Genomic DNA, 16,428 nt, shown 5'->3' on the forward strand with positions numbered 1-16,428 from the left:
CCGATGTGCTGTCAAATCCTGCGAGTCTACTGGCCGTTGGGGTTGGGGGCAAGATTCCGACGGTATCTTGCCCCCGGCCGGCTCAGTGTTGTGTCGGCGGGGCGTCCGGTGCGCTGAAAAGCTCGTGCACCGCGTCGGCGTCGAAGCGATAAGTGTGGTTGGACAGATCGTCATGGATCTCGACCACCCCCTCGGCGGCCAGCACCGATTCGACCTCTTCGCGCCCCAGGCTGCGCAGCAGCGCCTTGATCTTTTCGGGGTCGGCCGGCCAGCGGTGAAGCACGGGGCGGGGCGGGAAGACGCGCACGATCTCTTCATGGAACAGCCGCGCCAGGACATCTTCCGGCGCCAGGGCGCGCAACTCGTCGGCCTTGACGGTGGCGGCCAGCTGGGTGACGCGCGACCAGCCGTCGGCATCGCGCAGGTCGGCGCCGGGCAGCTTCTGCAAGAACAGGCCGGCGGCGGTGTCGCCGTTGGCGACCAGCCACAGGGCGGCCGGTTGTTGTTCGGACTGCGCCAGATAGTGTTCGAAGACGGCCGCCACGGTGTCGCCCTCGATCGGCACCAGGCTCTGGTAGGGCTGGTCGAGACCGGCGATGTCGAGGGTCAGCTGCAGGCGGCCGTCACCCACCAGATCGCCGAGATTGCCGCTGGGCAGCGGGGCGTCGGTCTTGGCGTAGCCACGCAGGTTGAGTGTTTCGGTGCAGTCGACAACCATCAGCGAGAGCGGTCCGTGGCCTTGCATCTGGAAGGTGAGCCGGCCGGGCTGCTTGAGGTTGGCCGACATCAGTGCCGTCACGGCCGTGAGCTCGCCGAGAATGCTTTGCACCGCGGGGCTGTAGCCACGCTTGGCGATCATGGACCGCCAAGCGTCGTTGATCTGGACGATGCTGCCGCGGATGTCGAGGTCGTCGAACAAAAAGGGCTGGACGAGGCTGTCTTCGCGCAGCATCAGCGTGGCTCCGTGAGTGCGGTGGCGTAGGTGTCGGCATCGAAGCCGACCAGCAGGCGACCGTCGCCGGTATCGAGCACCGGGCGCTTGATCAGGCTGGGGTTGGCCGCCATCAGCGCGATGGCGTCGGCGTCGGTATCGATCCGGCGGTCCGCCTCGGGCAGCTTGCGCCAGGTGGTGCCGCGGGTGTTGACCAGCGGCGTGCGGCCGACGCGGGCGATCCAGTCGGCCAGCGTGGTTTCGTCGATGCCCTCGCGCTTGTAGTCGTGAAAGGCGTAGGCGATGGCCTGGCTGTCGAGCCACGTAAAGGCCTTCTTCATGGTGTCGCAGTTGCGGATGCCGTAGATGCGGATCATGGTCGTGTCGAGTGAGGTGTTTGGCATTGTCTCAGAAAATCAGCGCCTTATTTCTTCAGCGCGCGGGCCAGGGCGGCGGCCATGTTGCCCTGGGGCTGCGGCGCGTCCTTGCGCGGCGGACGGGCGCCGCGCGGGGCGGGCTTGTCACGCTGGGCGTCGGGCCGCGGTGCCGTTTTGCGGCCGTCGGCCGGCGCGTCGGACAGGCGCATGGTGAGCGCGATGCGTTTGCGCTGCAGGTCGACTTCGAGCACCTTGACCGGCACCACGTCGCCGGCCTTGACGACGCTGCGTGGGTCTTTCACGAAGGTGTTGGACAGCGCCGAGATGTGCACCAGACCGTCCTGGTGCACGCCGATATCGACGAAGGCGCCGAAGTTGGTGACATTGGTCACCACGCCTTCGAGCACCATGCCCTCGGCCAGGTCGCTGAGCTTCTCGACGCCGTCGCGGAAGGCGGCGGTGCGGAAGGCCGGGCGCGGGTCGCGGCCGGGCTTGTCGAGTTCGGCGAGGATGTCGTTCACCGTCGGCTCGCCGAAGCGCTCGTCGGCATAGCGTTTGGCCTCCAGCGCCTTGAGCGTGCGGCTGTCGCCGATGATGCTGCCCACGTCGCGCTGGATGTCGGCAAGGATCTTCTCGACCAGCGGGTAGGCCTCCGGATGCACCGCCGAGGCGTCGAGCGGGTTGCTGCCGCCGTTGATGCGCAAGAAGCCGGCGGCTTGTTCGAAGGTCTTGTCGCCCAGGCGCGGCACGGCCTTGAGCGCGCGCCGGTCGGGGAAGGGGCCGTGCGCATCGCGATGGGCGACGATGTTGCTCGCCAGCGTGCTGTTGAGGCCCGAGATGCGGCTGAGCAGGGCGGCCGAGGCGGTGTTCACGTCCACGCCGACGGCGTTCACGCAGTCTTCGACCACCGCGTCGAGCATGCGCGCCAGGCGGGTCTGGTTGATGTCGTGCTGGTACTGGCCGACGCCGATGGACTTGGGGTCGATCTTGACCAGTTCGGCGAGCGGGTCCTGCAGGCGGCGGCCGATCGAAGCTGCGCCGCGCAGGCTCACGTCGAGATCGGGGAACTCCGCCGCGGCCAGCGCCGAGGCGGAATACACCGAGGCGCCGGCTTCGGACACCATCACCTTGGTGAGCTTCAGCTCCGGATGGCGCTTGATCAGGTCGGCGGCGAGGCGGTCGGTTTCGCGCGAGGCGGTGCCGTTGCCAATGGCGATCAGGTCGGCGCCGTGCTTTTTGGCCAGGCGGGCGATCTCGGCCATGGCGCCGTCCCAGTCGCGGCGCGGCTCGTGCGGGTAGATGGTGGCGGTGTCGACCAGCTTGCCGGTGCCGTCGACCACGGCCACCTTGACGCCGGTGCGCAGGCCCGGGTCGAGCCCGATGGTCACACGCGGGCCGGCGGGCGCGGCGAGCAGCAGGTCCTTGAGGTTGCCGGCGAAAACGCGGATGGCTTCTTCCTCGGCGCGCTCGCGCAGGGTGTTCATCAGTTCGAGTTCGAGGTGCACGGCGATCTTGACCGACCACGCCCAGCGCGCGGTCTCCATCAGCCAGCGGTCGGCGGCGCGGCCGTTGTCGCGGATGCCGGCGTGGCGGGCCACCAGCGACTCGCACGGCCCCAGCTCGCCGGCCGGCGGCGGGTCGGGCAACTCGATGGACAGGCGCAGCACCCCTTCGTTGCGCCCGCGCAGCAGCGCCAGCAGGCGGTGCGAGGGAATGCTGCTGACCGGCTCGGAGAAGTCGAACCAGTCGCGGAACTTGGCGCCTTCGGTCTCCTTGCCCTCGACCACGGCCGACACGATGCGCCCGCGCTCGCCCAGCAAGCTGCGCAGGGCGTCGAGCAGGGCGGCGTCTTCGCTGAATTGCTCGATCAGGATCTGGCGTGCGCCGTCGAGCGCGGCCTTGGTGTCGGCGATGCCGGCTTCGGCGTTGAGATAGCGGGCCGCCTCGACCTCCGGCGTCAGCGTCGGGTCGGCCAGCAGCGCTTCGGCCAGCGGGGCCAGGCCGGCCTCGCGGGCGATCTGGGCCTTGGTGCGGCGCTTGGGCTTGTAGGGCAGGTAGAGGTCTTCGAGGCGCTGCTTGGTGTCGGCCTCGGCGATCTGCACACGCAGGGAGTCGGTCATCGCGCCTTGCGATTCGATGGATTCGACGATGGCGGCGCGGCGCGATTCGAGCTCGCGCAGGTAGCCGAGGCGGTCTTCGAGCGTGCGCAGCTGGGTATCGTCGAGCCCGCCGGTGACTTCCTTGCGGTAACGGGCGATGAAGGGCACGGTGGCGCCTTCGTCGAGCAGGGCAATGGCGGCCACCACCTGACGTTGGGTGGCCTTGAGTTCGTCCGCCAGGCGGTGTTCGATGGAGGGGGTCATGGGCACGTCGGCGTCTGGAAAAACCGGCAAGTGTGCAGAATGAGCCGCCGGGCGGCAAGCATCTGCTGGACAGTCGGGCTACAATTCATGGCTGTTTCTGACCCCATGTGACGTTCGATGATGCGTATGTTGCGTTCGATCTTGCTGGTGGCCGTGACGATGGCCACATGGCACACCAGTGCCAACGCGGCCAGCCCGGCGGCGGCCGTGGCGATTGATCCGTCGCGCCTCGGCGCGGTGCGGATGCCGGAGGCGGACGAGAGTGCGGCGCCGACGCCGCCGGTGCGCGCCTATGCCATCGACGGCTGCCGCTTCTACTACGGTGGCCAGCAGTACATCATCGATGGGCCGGTGGCCGACGAGCGCGGCGATCTGGCCCGCCAGCGCCTGCAGGAAATCCTCGACGGCGGCGAGCTGACCGTGCAGCCGCTGGGCGAAAAGCGCGATGGTTCGGAACGCGCTCTGGTGCGCATCAACGGCGAGCCGCTGAGCCTCCCGCCGATCAACTAGGCGTCTTCGCCGCGCAGGCGCCCCGGCGCAATCAGTCGCCGACGATCAGGCTCTGGCGCCCCCACCACTGGGCGTCGGCGGCCAGCATGATCGGGGCGGTGGCCGCCGCCTCGACACACAGCATGCGGCGAAAGTCGCGATCCGGCAGGTCGGCCAAGGCGGCCGCGCCGGCTTCCCACGGGTTCCACACCACCACGTCGGGGAAGTTTTCCTTTTCGATCTGCAGATGCCGGCCGCTGTCGTCGAGCAGCAGCGGGCGGCGCGCGTCGGCGTAGATGCGGTCGACCGGATCGTCGACCCGCAGCATGTCCATCGGATCGGTCTTGATCGTGCCGCCGTCGCAGGCGTCGGCGTAGCGCAGGCCCTTGAGCCCATGCAGCTCGGCCATTTCGACCTCGCCGACCCGCAGGTAGGTATGCAGCGCGGCGCTGAAGCCGAACGCATCCGGCCCGGTGTTGGTGATTTCGAGCTCCATGTCGAGCCGCGCGCCGCCGATGTTGATCGTCAGCTCCAGGGCAAACAGATGCGGCCACAGGGCCAGGGTGTCGTCGTCGCTGTCGATGCCGAGCGTGAGCATCACCTGCTTGTCGACCTCGCGCTGGTCAATCAGCCGCCAGGGGCGGGTGCGGACCAGGCCGTGACGCGGCAGGTCGCCCTGGGCGGCGAACTGCGGAAAGCACACCGGCACGCCGCCACGGATCGCGTGTTTGCCGTCGAATGCCGACTGCTCGCTCAGATACAACCAGGGGCGCCCACCCGCCGGTTGCCAGTGCAGCACTTGGCCGCCGAACAGGCTGACCGTGGCTTCGGCACCGTCGGCGGTGCGAACCTGGATGGCCGGCAGGCCGTGGAAGGTGGTTTGGGTAATGAGCGATTTCATGGTTCGGGATGTCAGTCGGGCGTGCGCGCGAGCGGCGCATGGCGGTGGCAGCCGACCAGATGGTCGTTGACCAGGCCGACCGCTTGGGCGAAGGCGTAGCAGATGGTGGAGCCGACGAACTTGAAGCCGCGGCGCTTGAGTTCGCGGCTGAGGGTGTCCGACAGCGGGGTTTTCGCAGGCACTTCGGCCAGGGTTCGCCAGTGGTTGATCTGCGGCCGCCCATCGACGAACTGCCACAGCCAGCGGTCGAAGCTGCCCTCGGCCGCTTGCAGATCGAGGAAGGCGCGGGCGTTGCCGATGGTCGCGCGGATCTTGCCGGCGTGGCGGACGATGCCGGGGTCGGCGACCAGACGCGCCACATCGGTGTCGTCATAACGGGCGATGCGCTCGGCGTCGAAATTGTCGAACGCGCGGCGGTAGCCTTCGCGTTTGTACAGCACGGTGCGCCACGACAACCCGGCCTGGGCGCCTTCGAGGTTCAGCATTTCGAAGAGCATCCGGTCGTCATGTTGCGGCACGCCCCATTCTTCGTCGTGATAGGCCACGTAGCGCGGCTCGTCGCCGCACCAGGGGCAGCGTTCGGTGTTCATTGCGGTGTCGGACACAAGGGCGCCTCCAAAAATGATGGCGTCATTGTACCCGCGCGCGGCGTCAGTCCTGCAACGACAGGACACCCAGCTTGACCGTGCTGTCGTCCGGATCGCTCGACAAGACGAAGCCGAGGCTTTGGACGAAGCGCAGCATGCGGTCGTTGTTGGCCAGGAAAACGCCGTTCATGTAATCCAGGCCGCGGTTGCGGGCGGTTTCGATGAGCACGCCCATCAAGCGCCGCGCCAGGCCGCGATGCTGCCAGTTGTCGGCCACCACGATGGCGAACTCGCAGGATTCGCCGTCCGGGTTGACCGCGTAGCGGCACACGCCGATCTCGGTTTCCTGCCCGTCTTCGGTGACGGTGGCGACGAAGGCCATCTCGCGGTCGTAGTCGATCTGCGTCAGGCGCACGACCATCGCCGGCGGCAGCTCGCGCATGGTGTTCATGAAGCGGAAGTACTTGGTCTCGGCCGACAGCTTGCGCACGAAATTGACTTCGAGGTCTGCATCCTCGGGCTTGATGGCGCGGATCGTGACGTCGGTGCCGTCGGGCAGCGTCCAGCGCGTCGTGAGGTGCTGCGGGTAGGGGTGGATCGCCATGTGATCGTAGCGATCGGCGGTCGGCGAGACATTGTCGGCGACGATGCGCGCATCGACCGCCACGGCACCGTCTTCGTCGACGATCAGCGGGTTGATGTCGAGTTCCTTGAGCCAGGGCAGCTCGCACACCATCTCGGAGACGCGCAGCAGCACCATCTCCAGCGCCTCCATGTTGACCGGCGGCATGTTGCGGAACTCGTCCAGGTAGGCCGACACCCGCGTCGAGCGGATCAGGTCGCGCGCCAGATAGGTGTTCAGCGGCGGCAGGGCGATGGCGCGGTCTTTTTGCACTTCGACCCGGGTGCCGCCTTCGCCGAAGGTGATGATCGGGCCGAACACCGGGTCGCGGCGCACGCCCACCATCAGCTCACGGCCGTTGCGCTTGATGATCATCGGCTCGATGGCGATGCCGTTGATGCTGGCGTTCGGATGGGTGCGGCGCACGCCTTCGAGGATTTCCTGGTAGGCGGTGCGCACCGCGGCCAGGCTGGTGAGGTTGAGGCGCACGCCGCCGACGTCGGACTTGTGGGTGATGTCGAGCGAGTCGATCTTCATCACCACCGGCAGGCCGATCTCTTCGGCCAGCACCATGGCCTCGGTGGCCGAGCGCGCCACCACGGTCTGCGCGATGGGGATGCGGAAGGCAGCCAGGATGGCTTTCGACTCCATCTCGTTGAGCACCTTGCGGCGTTCGTTGAGCGCGGTTTCGATGACCAGGCGCGCGCTTTCGATGGACGGCGGGTTGTTCTCGGACAGCGAGGCCGGCGTCTGGGCCAGCAGCTTCTGGTTGCGGTAGTAGGCGGAGATATGGCTGAACAGCTCGACCGCCGGCTCGGGCGTGCGGAAGGTCGGGATGCCCGCGCCTTCGAAGAGCTTGCGCGCTTCGCCGACCTGCTCTTCGCCCATGAAACAGGTCACCACCGGCTTGTCGGCGCTGCGCTCTTCCTCGATCAGGGCCTTGGCCACATCGGTGGGGCGGGTCATGGCCTGCGGGGTGAGCATGACCAGCACGCCGTCCACGTTCGGCCCTTCGAGCACGGCCTTGATGGCGCCGCGATAGCGATCGACATCGGCATCGCCGAGGATGTCGATCGGGTTGCCGTGCGACCAGGTGGCCGGCAGACAGGCGTTGAGCTTGGCCAGGGTCTGCTCGGACAGCGGTGCCATCGGAATGCCCAGGTCGAGCGCCCGGTCGGCGGCCATCACGCCCGGCCCGCCGCCGTTGGTGATGATGGCCAGGCGGTTGCCGCGCGGGCGGAAGTGGGAGAACAGCGCATTGGCCGAGGCGAACAGCTGGCCCATGTTGTAGAGGCGGATGACGCCGGCGCGGCGGATGGCGGCGTCGAAGACCGCATCGTCGCCGACCAGCGCGCCGGTGTGGCTGAGCACCGCCTTGGAGGCTTCGGGGTGGCGGCCGACCTTGATCAGCAGCACCGGCTTGACCCGCGCCGCGCCGCGCAGCGCGCTCATGAAGCGACGCGCATCGCGCAGACCTTCCACATACAGGAAGATGCTCTCGGTGCGCGGGTCGGAGATCATGTATTCGAGCGCTTCGCCGAAATCCACGTCGCGCGAGGAGCCGAGCGACACCACGGCGGAGAAGCCGACGTTGTTCGGCCGGGCCCAGTCGAGAATGGCGGTGCACAGCGCACCGGACTGCGAGATCAGGCCAATCGAGCCGGGCAGGGCGCGACCGTGGGCGAAGGTGGCGTTGAGCCCGAGGTCGGGGCGCATGATGCCCAGGCAGTTGGGCCCGAGCAGGCGGATCTTGTGGCGGCGTGCGGTGTCCATGACCGAGCGCTCGAGCGCTGCGCCGCGCGGGCCGGTTTCGGAAAAACCGGCAGACAGCACGATCGCCGCGCGAACCCCGGCCCGACCACAGCCATCGATGATCGCCGGCACCTTCTGCGCCGCGGTGGCGATGACCACCAGATCGAGGCGATGCGGCACATCCTCGACGCTCTTGTAGCATTTCAACCCATGCACCTTGTCGTGCTTGGGGTTGATGGCGAAGATCTTGCCCTTGAAGCCGGCGTCGAGCATGTTGCGGATCAGCACGCCGCCAATGGCGGCTTCGCGCTCACTGGCGCCGATGACACCGACGGATTTGGGCTCGAAGAGCGGGGTCAGGTAGTGCTTTTCTTTCATGATCTTGGTCCGTGCTCATGGGCGTCGGCTGTCGCATCGGCTGTGTCCGGGCGCCAGCCATCGAGCGATGTGCGGCAATATAGTGCGGTGCAGCAAAGCGCATTCTGACACAGATCAGTTTTATCACACGGCCGTTTGAAGATTGATTGAGGCAAGTTTGGCATTCGCGGCATGCCGGATCGTCAGTGTCCGATGGAGAAGCTGAAGCGGGCGCCTTCGCCCGGTGCCGATTCGGCCTTGATGCGCCCGCCATGACGCTGGACGATGCGCGCCACCGTGGCCAGGCCGATGCCGGAGCCGGCGTATTCGCTGGTCAGGTGCAGGCGGTTGAAGGGCAGAAACAGTTTGTCGGCATAGGCCATGTCGAAGCCGATGCCGTTGTCGGCCACGCAGAACATCACTTCGTCGTTCTCTCGCGTGGCGAAAAAGGCGATCCGGGTCACTTCGCGGTCGGCGCTGAACTTCCAGGCGTTGCGCAGCAGGTTTTCCAGCACCACGCGCATCAGCGCCCGGTCGGCATGGGCGGTCAGCCCCGGTGCGATGTCGGTTTCGACGACACGCGTCGGCGATTCATGCTGCAGTTCGGTGAGCAGTTCGGACACCGTCTGGCTCAGGTCGATGTTCTCTCGGCGCAGGGTGAGCCGTGTCAGTCGTGCTAGTTCGATCAGGTCGTCGATCAGGCGTGCCATGCGCAGCGTGGCCGAGCGGATGCGCTGCAGGTAGTTGCGTGTGGTCGGGTCGAGGCGGTCGGCCAGGTCTTCTTCGAGGATGCTGGAGAAGCCCTCGATGGCGCGCAGGGGGGCGCGCAGGTCGTGCGACACGGAGTAGGAGAAGGCCTCCAGTTCGCGGTTCGACGCTTCCAGCTCGGCGGTGCGGGCGCGCACCCGGGCTTCGAGTTCCTTGTTGACGTTCTTGAGCGTGAACTCGGCGACCTTGCGGGCGGTGATGTCGTCCAGCGAGCCCATGAGGCCGATCGCGCTGCCGTCGGCGCCGATCATCTGGCGTGTGTGGGCTTCGAGCCAGCGCACCTCGCCGACGGTGGTGCGCAAGCGCAACTCGGTGCCGATCTCGTCGCGTGCGCCGCCTTGGCCGATGCGACTGATCAGCTTGCGCGCGCGGCTGCGATCGTCGGGATGCAAGAACGCCATCAGCGGACGCCCCAGGCTGGATTCGACCGAATGCCCGGAGATGACCGTCCATGCCGGGTTGAGGAAGGTGAACACGCCCTCCAGATCGCTCTGAAAGATGATTTCGTTCACCGACTCCACCACCTCCTGGTAGCGGGTCCGGCTCTCTTCCAGGGCATGCTCGGCCCGCACCCGGTCGGAGATGTCGCGGATCACGCGCAGGGTGGCCGGTCCGCCGTCGAAGGCGGTGATGACGGCGCTCGATTCGATCTCGGCCATTGCCCCGTCGAGTCGTTGGACGTGGAACTGTGCATGCGGCAGGGTGTGTCCGGCCGACAGGCCCTGACCGAGCGCCAGCGGCCGGCGGGGGGCGTCGAGCATATGGCTGGGGAAGAAGCGGCTCAGCGGCGTGTCGAGCAGGGCCTCGGTCGTCGTTGCGCCGAAGATGCGCCGGGCGGCGGCGTTGGCGAACAGGATGCGGTCGTCGCGATGGACGATGATGCCATCGGGCGAGACATCGACCAGTCGCTGATAGCGCCGCTCGGCCGCGCGCCGTTCGCGCTGGGCGATCACCTGGGCGGTGATGTCAGAGACGATGGTGATGAAGCCCTTGAGCTGCCCCCCGCGACCGCGCAGCCCCGTCACCGTCACATGGGCCCACACCGTGTGGCCGTCCTTGTGGATGTAGCGTTTTTCGCGCTGGAAGACATCGATCTCGCCGTTGTGGAAGGCCTCGAAGGCACGCCGGTCTTCGGCCTGATCGTCCGGATGGGTAAAGGTCGAAAAATCATGCCCCAGCATGTCGGCGCGCGAGTGCCCGAGCATCTGGGCGAAAGCGGCGTTGACGCTCTGCCTGCGTCCGTCGGCATCGAGCGTGACGATGCCCACCGGCGCATGCTCGAAAGTGTTGCGATAACGTGTTTCGCTGTCCGCCAGGGCTTGCTGGATACTGCGTTCCTGGGTGGTGTCCCGCGCCACGCCGCGGTAGCCGGCAAAGCGGCCGGCGTCATCGAAGATGGGGCGGCCGCTGACGCTGACCCAGCGCATCTCGCCGTTCGGCAGGGCTTGCGGGTAAACAAAATCGGTGAAGGCCTGATGCTGTTCGCAGGCCCGTATATGCGCTTGCCAGTGGGGTTTGCTGGTGTCGGCGCCCGCCCATTCCCAGCGCGTCTTGCCCAGTACCTTGTCGACATCGATCGTCGCGCAGTTGCGCGGATTGGTGACCAGACGGGTGTAGCGGAAGCGGGTGTCCTGCTCCCAGAACCAGTCGAAGGAGCCCTCCACCAGCGTCCGAAAACGCAGCTCGCTGTCCCGCAGCTCGCGTTCGGCATCGATCCGCTGCGTGATGTCGCGGCCGATGCCGCGATAGCCTTCGAAGCGTCCGTGCCGGAACAGCGGTTTGCCGACAAATTCAAGGTGGCGCAGCGTGCCCGACAGGTCGCGCCGCGACACCAGCAGGGTGAAGGGCTCGTGGCGCGCCAGGCGCTGGCGGTGGTCCGTCCAGCGGCCGGCGTCGATGTTCTCGCAGGGCAGCTCCCACAGCGGCGCGCCGATGAATTCGTCGCCGGCCATGTTGGCCATGCTGCGGATCCCTTCGCTCATCAGGGTAAAGCGATGATCGGTGTCGGTTTCCCACAGCCAGTCGCTGGACAGCTCGACGAAATCCATCAGCCGGCGCTGATTGAATTCGGTGACCGCGGTGGCCCGATGGGCAAAATTGACGGCGAAGCGATAGGCGCGGATCGCGCGAAAGGCCATCACCAGCAGCGCGGCGGTCAGCGCCACCAAGAGGGCGATGCCGATCCAGCCCGAGGGGGTGTTCAGGGCGACGAGCACCGACGGGCTGTCCGGCGCAGGGGCCGCTTCGGCCGAACCGACCGGTCTGCTTTGCCACCACTGGCTGGCCAGCACCAGCAGCATGGCGAGGGCGAGAGCTGCCAGCGCCAAGGAGCGGCGCAACAAGCGGTTTGCCGTCGATGAGGCCGCGCGCTGGCCGGCGGGCGATTGGTGTGCGTCCATGTCCGGGTCGGTGTGCCGCTCGCCGACACGGCAGTCGGCGCGCTGGGCTGGAGTCTCGTGCATTGATGGGGCAATCATACGCGCTTGTGCTGTCCGCATGCCGCGCGGGCCACGGCGGTGGCAGTTTCACCCGACCGGCCAGAAAAACCGTGAACCGTGGCGTGTCGACACAGCCGGCGGGGCATGGCTTGGCGAAGCATCCGGGTTAAGATCGGCCCGATCTTTCGCCACAAGGAATGGCCATGGTGGATGCCCGAGACACTCCCGCCCGTGCCCGGCACGCACTCGATACGCCGTCGCCCTGGGTCAGTCGCTTCGCGATGATGCTGCCGGACGGGGCCGAGGTCCTCGACCTGGCCTGCGGGCGTGGCCGCCATGCGCGCTGGCTGGCTGCCCGGGGATGCCGTGTGACGGCGGCGGACCGCGATCCGTCCGCCCTGGCCGCGCTGGACTCGGTGGCGGGGGTGGCGCCATGTGCCGTCGACCTGGAGGACGGTGCGCCCTGGCCGTGGCCGCCGGCGTCCTTCGATGCGGTGGTGGTGACCAACTACCTGTTCCGGCCGGCGTTCGATCGCCTCGGGGCGTTGCTGCGGCCCGGCGGCCTGTTGATCTACGAAACCTTCATGCAGGGCAACGCAGCCTTCGGCAAACCAAGCAATCCCGTCTTTCTGCTGGCGCCAGGGGAGTTGCTGGAGCGCACGCGCGAGGCCTTCACGGTGATGGCCTTCGAGCAGGGCGAGGTGGCGCGCCCGGCGCCGGCCATGGTCCAGCGCATCTGCGCACGCAAGGGGCATGAGACCGGCCGCCTGCCCGAGGGCTCAGCCTGAGGTGTGAGCGAGGATGGCCCCGGCCACGGCGGTGATGCCGGCCGGGGTGAGATCGTCGGCGCGAATCCGGATGGCGTCGGCAAAGTGCTGGTAGTTGCCGTTCTGCGAGCGCTTGTAGAGCGGGTCGTAGTGCTGGTCGATCAGTTCGGTGAACAGCGCCGGCAGGTCATGCGCGGCGGCATAGTCTTGCCAGCGGGTCAGGGTCTCTTTCGACACGATGCGGTTCAGGCAGCCGAGCTTGAACTGCAGGTCGGCCACGTCGTCGCCGAGGTAGGCGTAGTCGCGCAGCAGAAAGTCGATGCGCGCCTCGCGGCTGGCGTCGATGGTGATGCACGGCGCGGCACGCATGGCTTCGATCAGTGCGGTGGGCACGTGTACGCGGCCGATCTTGCGGCTTTCGGCCTCGACGAACACCGGCTGCGTCGGCGTGAATCCGGCCAGCGCTTCGTACAGCGCGGTTTCGAAATGCTTTTGCGTGGGCTGGGCGATGCCGGGCAGGGCGCCGAGCACCGAGCCCTTGTGCGCGGCCAGCCCTTCCAGATCCAGGATCTGGGCGCCGGCGGCGGCCAGGGCTTCGAGAATGCGTGTCTTGGCGCTGCCGGTGGGGCCGCTGACGATGCGGAAGTCGAGCGTCGGCGGCAAGGCGTCCAGCGCCTCGATGACTTGCCGGCGAAAGGTCTTGTAGCCGCCCTCGAGCTGGCAGGCGTCCCAGCCGACCATGCGCAGCCAGGTCACGAAGGCACCGCTGCGCTGGCCGCCGCGCCAGCAATACACCAGCGGGCGCCAGTGCTTGGGCTTGTCCTGGAAATGGGCGTGCAGATGGCGCGCCAGGTTCTCGGCCACCAGCGCACCGCCGATGCGCCGCGCCTCGAAGGGCGATACCTGCTTGTAGATGGTGCCGACCCGCGCCCGTTGCTCGTCGTCGAGCACCGGCATGTTGACCGCGTCGGGGATGTGGTCCTCGGCGAACTCGGCCGGCGAGCGCACGTCGATGATCTCGTCAAACCCGGAAAGCTGTGCTACGGTCGCGCTGCCTTTTTTCATCACCATCCTATTGCGGCGCCGTTCGTGCGCCTTCGTGTGCCCATCATGACTGCTGTTCGCCTGACCGAATTTTCCCACGGCGGCGGTTGCGGCTGCAAAATCGCGCCCGCCGTGCTCTCCGACATCCTCGCGCGCTCGCCGATCGGCGTGATGCCGCCCGAGCTGCTGGTGGGCAACGCCTCGTCCGACGATGCGGCAGTGTATCGGCTCAACGACCAGCAGGCGATCGTCGCCACCACCGATTTCTTCACGCCGATCGTCGATGACCCCACCGACTTCGGCCGCATCGCCGCGACCAACGCGATCAGCGACATCTACGCCATGGGCGCCACGCCGATCATGGCGCTGGCGATCGTCGGCATGCCGCTCGACAAGCTGGCGCCCGAGGTGATCGGCCAGATTCTCGAAGGCGGCGCCAGCGTGTGCCGCGAGGCCGGCATCCCGATCGCCGGCGGGCACTCCATCGATGTGCTCGAACCGATCTACGGTCTGGTTGCGCTGGGCATCGTGCATCCTGACCACATTCTGCGCAACGACACCGCCCGCGCCGGCGACATGCTGATGCTGGGCAAGCCGCTGGGCGTCGGCGTGCTGTCGGCCGCGCTCAAGAAAGGCCAGCTCGACGCCGCCGGCTACGCGCAGATGATCGCCACCACCACCCGGCTCAACACGCCGGGGCCCACGCTGGCCGGCATCGACGGCGTGCATGCGGTGACCGACGTCACCGGCTTTGGCCTCGCCGGCCATCTGCTGGAGATGTGCCGTGGTGCCTCGGTGGCGGCCGAGGTGGTGTTTGCCGACCTGCCGATCATCGACACCGCTGCCGCCTTCGCCCGTGACGGCGTGGCCACCGGCGCCTCGCGCCGCAACTGGGCCGGCTATGGCGGCGATGTGGTGCTGGGTGAAGGCGTCGCCGATTGGCAGCGCGTGCTGCTCACCGATCCGCAGACCAGCGGCGGCCTGCTGGTGGCTTGCGACCCGTCCGCGGTCGACGCGGTGCAGGCGGCGTTTCGCGCCGAGGGTTTCGATCAGTCGGCGGTCATCGGCCGCTTGGCCGCCGGTGCCCCGGCGCTGCGTGTCGGCTGAGGTGTCACCGCGGCGGCCGTCAGCAAGGGTTTGAGCGCCGGCCACACCGTGTCCACGATCCGCGGCTGGGCGGCCGCGGTCGGATGCATGCCGTCCTCCTGGAACAGGCTGCGGTCCTCGGCAAAGCCGTCGAGCAGGAAGGGCACGTAGGCCAGACCGCGCGTCTCGGCCACGTCGGCAAAAGTCTTCTGAAACTGCCGAGTGTACAGCGGGCCATAGTTGGGCGGCAGGCGCATGCCCACCAGCACCACCTTGGCACCGGCTGCTTCGGCCGCGTCGGTCATGGCCAGCAGGTTGTCGCGCATCAGCCCGACCGGCAGCCCGCGCAGCCCGTCGTTGGCGCCCAGCTCGATCACCACCACATCCGGCGCATGCGCCTGCAGCGCCTGCGGCAAGCGCGCGCGGCCGCCGGCGGTGGTCTCGCCGCTCACGCTGGCGTTGATCACGGTATGCTTGCCCGGCAGCGCATCGAGTTTGCGTTGCAGCAGCGCCGGCCAGGCCTGTTCGGCACGCAGGCCGAAACCGGCCGACAGGCTGTCGCCCAGCACCAGCACCGTGGCCGCCTGGGCCAGCGTTGAACCGAACAACAACAGCGACACGACAATGGATCGAATCATGCGTCCCAACTCCGCGCCGGTCGTCGAAGTGACCGGCTTGTCAAAATCCGTCCCCGTGCGCGATGGCCAGGGCGGCGAGCTTGCCATTCTCAAAGACATCACGTTTTCCGTGCAAGCGGGCGAATCGGTCGCCATCGTCGGCGCCTCCGGCTCGGGCAAGTCCACGCTGCTCGGGCTTGTCGCGGGGTTGGACGTGCCAAGCCATGGATCGGTTCAACTCTGCGGCCAGTCGCTGTTCTCGCTCAGCGAAGACGAGCGCGCCCAGTTGCGCGGCGCGCAGATGGGCTTCGTGTTCCAGTCCTTCCAGCTGCTGCCGGCGCTCACCGCGCTCGACAACGTGATGCTGCCGCTGGAACTGGCCGGCCAGCCCAAGGCCGAAGCCACCGCCCGCGACTGGCTCAAGCGCGTCGGCCTCGACGGGCGCACCGGCCACTACCCCAAGCATCTGTCCGGCGGCGAGCAGCAACGCGTCGCCCTGGCCCGCGCTTTCGCCCCGTCACCGGCCGTGCTGCTGGCCGACGAGCCGACCGGCAACCTCGACGCCGAGACCGGCGCGGCGATCATCGAGCTGATCTTCGAACTCAACCGCGCGCACGGCACTACGCTGATCCTCGTCACCCATGACGACGCGCTGGCCTCGCGCTGCGATCGGGTGCTGCATATGCAGGGTGGGGTGTTGAGTGAGGCTGAAGTGTCGGCCGCGACCTAGCTTCGTCGTGTCGTGTTGATGTCTCTTTGACCCGACGCCGCTTAGCCAAATGCGCCATCGATACGCAGCCCTGAATGCCGAGCTGGGGATTTCGGGCCAACTGCTGGCGTCGCGCGGTTTGCTTGAGTGCGAGGAGGCGTCGTGTCTTGTGGTTGCCGAGGTCGGCGCCGATGGTCGGAATCACCTGTTGATTCCGGCCGCGGCACGCGCGTGGCGGGATCTCAAGGCCGCGGCGCTCGGTGAGGGCGTTTCGCTGCATATCGTCTCTGCCTTCCGCAGTGTCGATCGCCAGGCCGACATCATCCGTCGAAAGTTAGCGGCTGGCGTAGCGATCGAAGACGTCCTCGCCGTGTGCGCTCCTCCTGGCTTCAGTGAGCACCATACCGGATGCGCCGTCGATATATCGACGCCGGGCAGCCTGGCGCTGGACGTGACGTTCGAGCATACGCCTGCCTTTGTCTGGCTTCGTGCGTGCGCGGCTGATTTCGATTTCCGGCTGTCCTATCCCGTGGGCAATGCCTGCGGATTTCAGTATGAGCCCTGGCATTGGTGTTTCGTCGGCGGTGCGTGAATAGACGTCTGAAGGTTGACGAGCCGCC

Annotated in this window: 14 protein-coding genes; 5 read left to right on the top strand and 9 right to left on the bottom strand. The window is 67.5% G+C overall.

Annotation, left to right across the window (positions count from 1 at the left end; all coding sequences use genetic code 11):
* Window positions 1–82: 82 nt before the first annotated feature.
* Genes hslO through I8J34_RS09535 form a run of 3 tightly spaced genes read right to left on the bottom strand, consistent with a single transcriptional unit; the run spans window position 83 to window position 3,671 of the window.
* A complete protein-coding gene (hslO, locus tag I8J34_RS09525) occupies window positions 83–952 on the bottom strand; it encodes an Hsp33 family molecular chaperone HslO (protein ID WP_214361161.1) in 870 nt (289 codons plus the stop codon).
* On the bottom strand, window positions 952–1,335 hold the full coding sequence (locus tag I8J34_RS09530; protein ID WP_230411778.1) for an ArsC family reductase: 384 nt from the start codon (window positions 1,333–1,335) through the stop codon (window positions 952–954). The genes hslO and I8J34_RS09530 overlap by 1 nt, the downstream gene beginning before the upstream one ends.
* A gap of 20 nt (window positions 1,336–1,355) precedes the next feature.
* Window positions 1,356–3,671 carry a Tex family protein gene (locus I8J34_RS09535; protein WP_214361162.1) on the bottom strand — a complete coding sequence of 772 codons (2,316 nt, stop codon included), beginning with the start codon at window positions 3,669–3,671 and terminating at the stop codon, window positions 1,356–1,358.
* A gap of 126 nt (window positions 3,672–3,797) precedes the next feature.
* On the opposite strand from I8J34_RS09535, the gene I8J34_RS09540 reads away from it, so the two are divergent.
* On the top strand, window positions 3,798–4,181 hold the full coding sequence (locus I8J34_RS09540; RefSeq protein WP_214361163.1) for a hypothetical protein: 384 nt from the start codon (window positions 3,798–3,800) through the stop codon (window positions 4,179–4,181).
* A 31-nt stretch (window positions 4,182–4,212) separates the two neighbouring features.
* Here the strand turns inward: I8J34_RS09540 and I8J34_RS09545 are convergent, their stop codons facing one another.
* The 4 genes from I8J34_RS09545 to I8J34_RS09560 form a co-directional block, all read right to left on the bottom strand.
* A complete protein-coding gene (locus I8J34_RS09545; protein WP_214361164.1) occupies window positions 4,213–5,061 on the bottom strand; it encodes a D-hexose-6-phosphate mutarotase in 849 nt (282 codons plus the stop codon).
* Window positions 5,062–5,072: 11 nt separating this feature from the next.
* Window positions 5,073–5,651 carry a DNA-3-methyladenine glycosylase I gene (locus I8J34_RS09550; protein WP_214361165.1) on the bottom strand — a complete coding sequence of 193 codons (579 nt, stop codon included), beginning with the start codon at window positions 5,649–5,651 and terminating at the stop codon, window positions 5,073–5,075.
* A gap of 61 nt (window positions 5,652–5,712) precedes the next feature.
* Window positions 5,713–8,400, bottom strand: coding sequence for a bifunctional acetate--CoA ligase family protein/GNAT family N-acetyltransferase (locus tag I8J34_RS09555; protein WP_214361166.1), 2,688 nt, complete (start codon window positions 8,398–8,400; stop codon window positions 5,713–5,715).
* A 182-nt stretch (window positions 8,401–8,582) separates the two neighbouring features.
* Complete coding sequence (locus I8J34_RS09560; protein WP_214361167.1) at window positions 8,583–11,609, bottom strand: PAS domain S-box protein; 3,027 nt, start codon at window positions 11,607–11,609, stop codon at window positions 8,583–8,585.
* Between the two features lie 179 nt (window positions 11,610–11,788).
* Here I8J34_RS09560 and I8J34_RS09565 point away from each other — a divergent pair, with 179 nt between their 5' ends.
* Complete coding sequence (locus tag I8J34_RS09565; RefSeq protein WP_214361168.1) at window positions 11,789–12,373, top strand: class I SAM-dependent methyltransferase; 585 nt, start codon at window positions 11,789–11,791, stop codon at window positions 12,371–12,373.
* Here the strand turns inward: I8J34_RS09565 and mnmH are convergent.
* Entirely contained in the window at window positions 12,365–13,417 is a 1,053-nt protein-coding gene (gene mnmH / locus I8J34_RS09570; protein ID WP_214361169.1) for a tRNA 2-selenouridine(34) synthase MnmH, read from the bottom strand. The two genes, I8J34_RS09565 and mnmH, sit on opposite strands and share 9 nt — an antisense overlap.
* A gap of 45 nt (window positions 13,418–13,462) precedes the next feature.
* Here mnmH and selD point away from each other — a divergent pair, with 45 nt between their 5' ends.
* Window positions 13,463–14,503 carry a selenide, water dikinase SelD gene (selD, locus tag I8J34_RS09575; RefSeq protein ID WP_214361170.1) on the top strand — a complete coding sequence of 347 codons (1,041 nt, stop codon included), beginning with the start codon at window positions 13,463–13,465 and terminating at the stop codon, window positions 14,501–14,503.
* Here selD and I8J34_RS09580 read toward each other — a convergent pair.
* Window positions 14,446–15,120: an arylesterase gene (locus tag I8J34_RS09580; RefSeq protein WP_214361171.1), complete on the bottom strand. Its 675-nt coding sequence runs from the start codon at window positions 15,118–15,120 to the stop codon at window positions 14,446–14,448. The genes selD and I8J34_RS09580 overlap by 58 nt on opposite strands.
* On the opposite strand from I8J34_RS09580, the gene I8J34_RS09585 reads away from it, so the two are divergent.
* Complete coding sequence (locus I8J34_RS09585; RefSeq protein WP_370661884.1) at window positions 15,107–15,829, top strand: ABC transporter ATP-binding protein; 723 nt, start codon at window positions 15,107–15,109, stop codon at window positions 15,827–15,829. The two genes, I8J34_RS09580 and I8J34_RS09585, sit on opposite strands and share 14 nt — an antisense overlap.
* Window positions 15,830–15,878: 49 nt before the next feature.
* Window positions 15,879–16,400 carry a M15 family metallopeptidase gene (locus tag I8J34_RS09590; RefSeq protein WP_214361173.1) on the top strand — a complete coding sequence of 174 codons (522 nt, stop codon included), beginning with the start codon at window positions 15,879–15,881 and terminating at the stop codon, window positions 16,398–16,400.
* Window positions 16,401–16,428 lie beyond the last annotated feature (28 nt).

The organism is Denitromonas iodatirespirans, assembly GCF_018524365.1.
GTDB classification, from domain to species: Bacteria; Pseudomonadota; Gammaproteobacteria; order Burkholderiales; family Rhodocyclaceae; genus Nitrogeniibacter; species Nitrogeniibacter iodatirespirans.

Coding starts and splice junctions, on each gene's coding strand:
- hslO (WP_214361161.1), bottom strand. CDS start 952: ATGCTGCGCGAAGACAGCCTCGTCCAGCCCTTTTTGTTCGACGACCTC.
- I8J34_RS09555 (WP_214361166.1), bottom strand. CDS start 8,400: ATGAAAGAAAAGCACTACCTGACCCCGCTCTTCGAGCCCAAATCCGTC.
- I8J34_RS09565 (WP_214361168.1), top strand. CDS start 11,789: ATGGTGGATGCCCGAGACACTCCCGCCCGTGCCCGGCACGCACTCGAT.
- I8J34_RS09530 (WP_230411778.1), bottom strand. CDS start 1,335: ATGCCAAACACCTCACTCGACACGACCATGATCCGCATCTACGGCATC.
- I8J34_RS09545 (WP_214361164.1), bottom strand. CDS start 5,061: ATGAAATCGCTCATTACCCAAACCACCTTCCACGGCCTGCCGGCCATC.
- I8J34_RS09560 (WP_214361167.1), bottom strand. CDS start 11,609: ATGCACGAGACTCCAGCCCAGCGCGCCGACTGCCGTGTCGGCGAGCGG.
- I8J34_RS09540 (WP_214361163.1), top strand. CDS start 3,798: ATGTTGCGTTCGATCTTGCTGGTGGCCGTGACGATGGCCACATGGCAC.
- I8J34_RS09585 (WP_370661884.1), top strand. CDS start 15,107: ATGGATCGAATCATGCGTCCCAACTCCGCGCCGGTCGTCGAAGTGACC.
- I8J34_RS09535 (WP_214361162.1), bottom strand. CDS start 3,671: ATGACCCCCTCCATCGAACACCGCCTGGCGGACGAACTCAAGGCCACC.
- I8J34_RS09590 (WP_214361173.1), top strand. CDS start 15,879: ATGCGCCATCGATACGCAGCCCTGAATGCCGAGCTGGGGATTTCGGGC.
- mnmH (WP_214361169.1), bottom strand. CDS start 13,417: ATGAAAAAAGGCAGCGCGACCGTAGCACAGCTTTCCGGGTTTGACGAG.
- I8J34_RS09550 (WP_214361165.1), bottom strand. CDS start 5,651: ATGAACACCGAACGCTGCCCCTGGTGCGGCGACGAGCCGCGCTACGTG.
- selD (WP_214361170.1), top strand. CDS start 13,463: ATGACTGCTGTTCGCCTGACCGAATTTTCCCACGGCGGCGGTTGCGGC.
- I8J34_RS09580 (WP_214361171.1), bottom strand. CDS start 15,120: ATGATTCGATCCATTGTCGTGTCGCTGTTGTTGTTCGGTTCAACGCTG.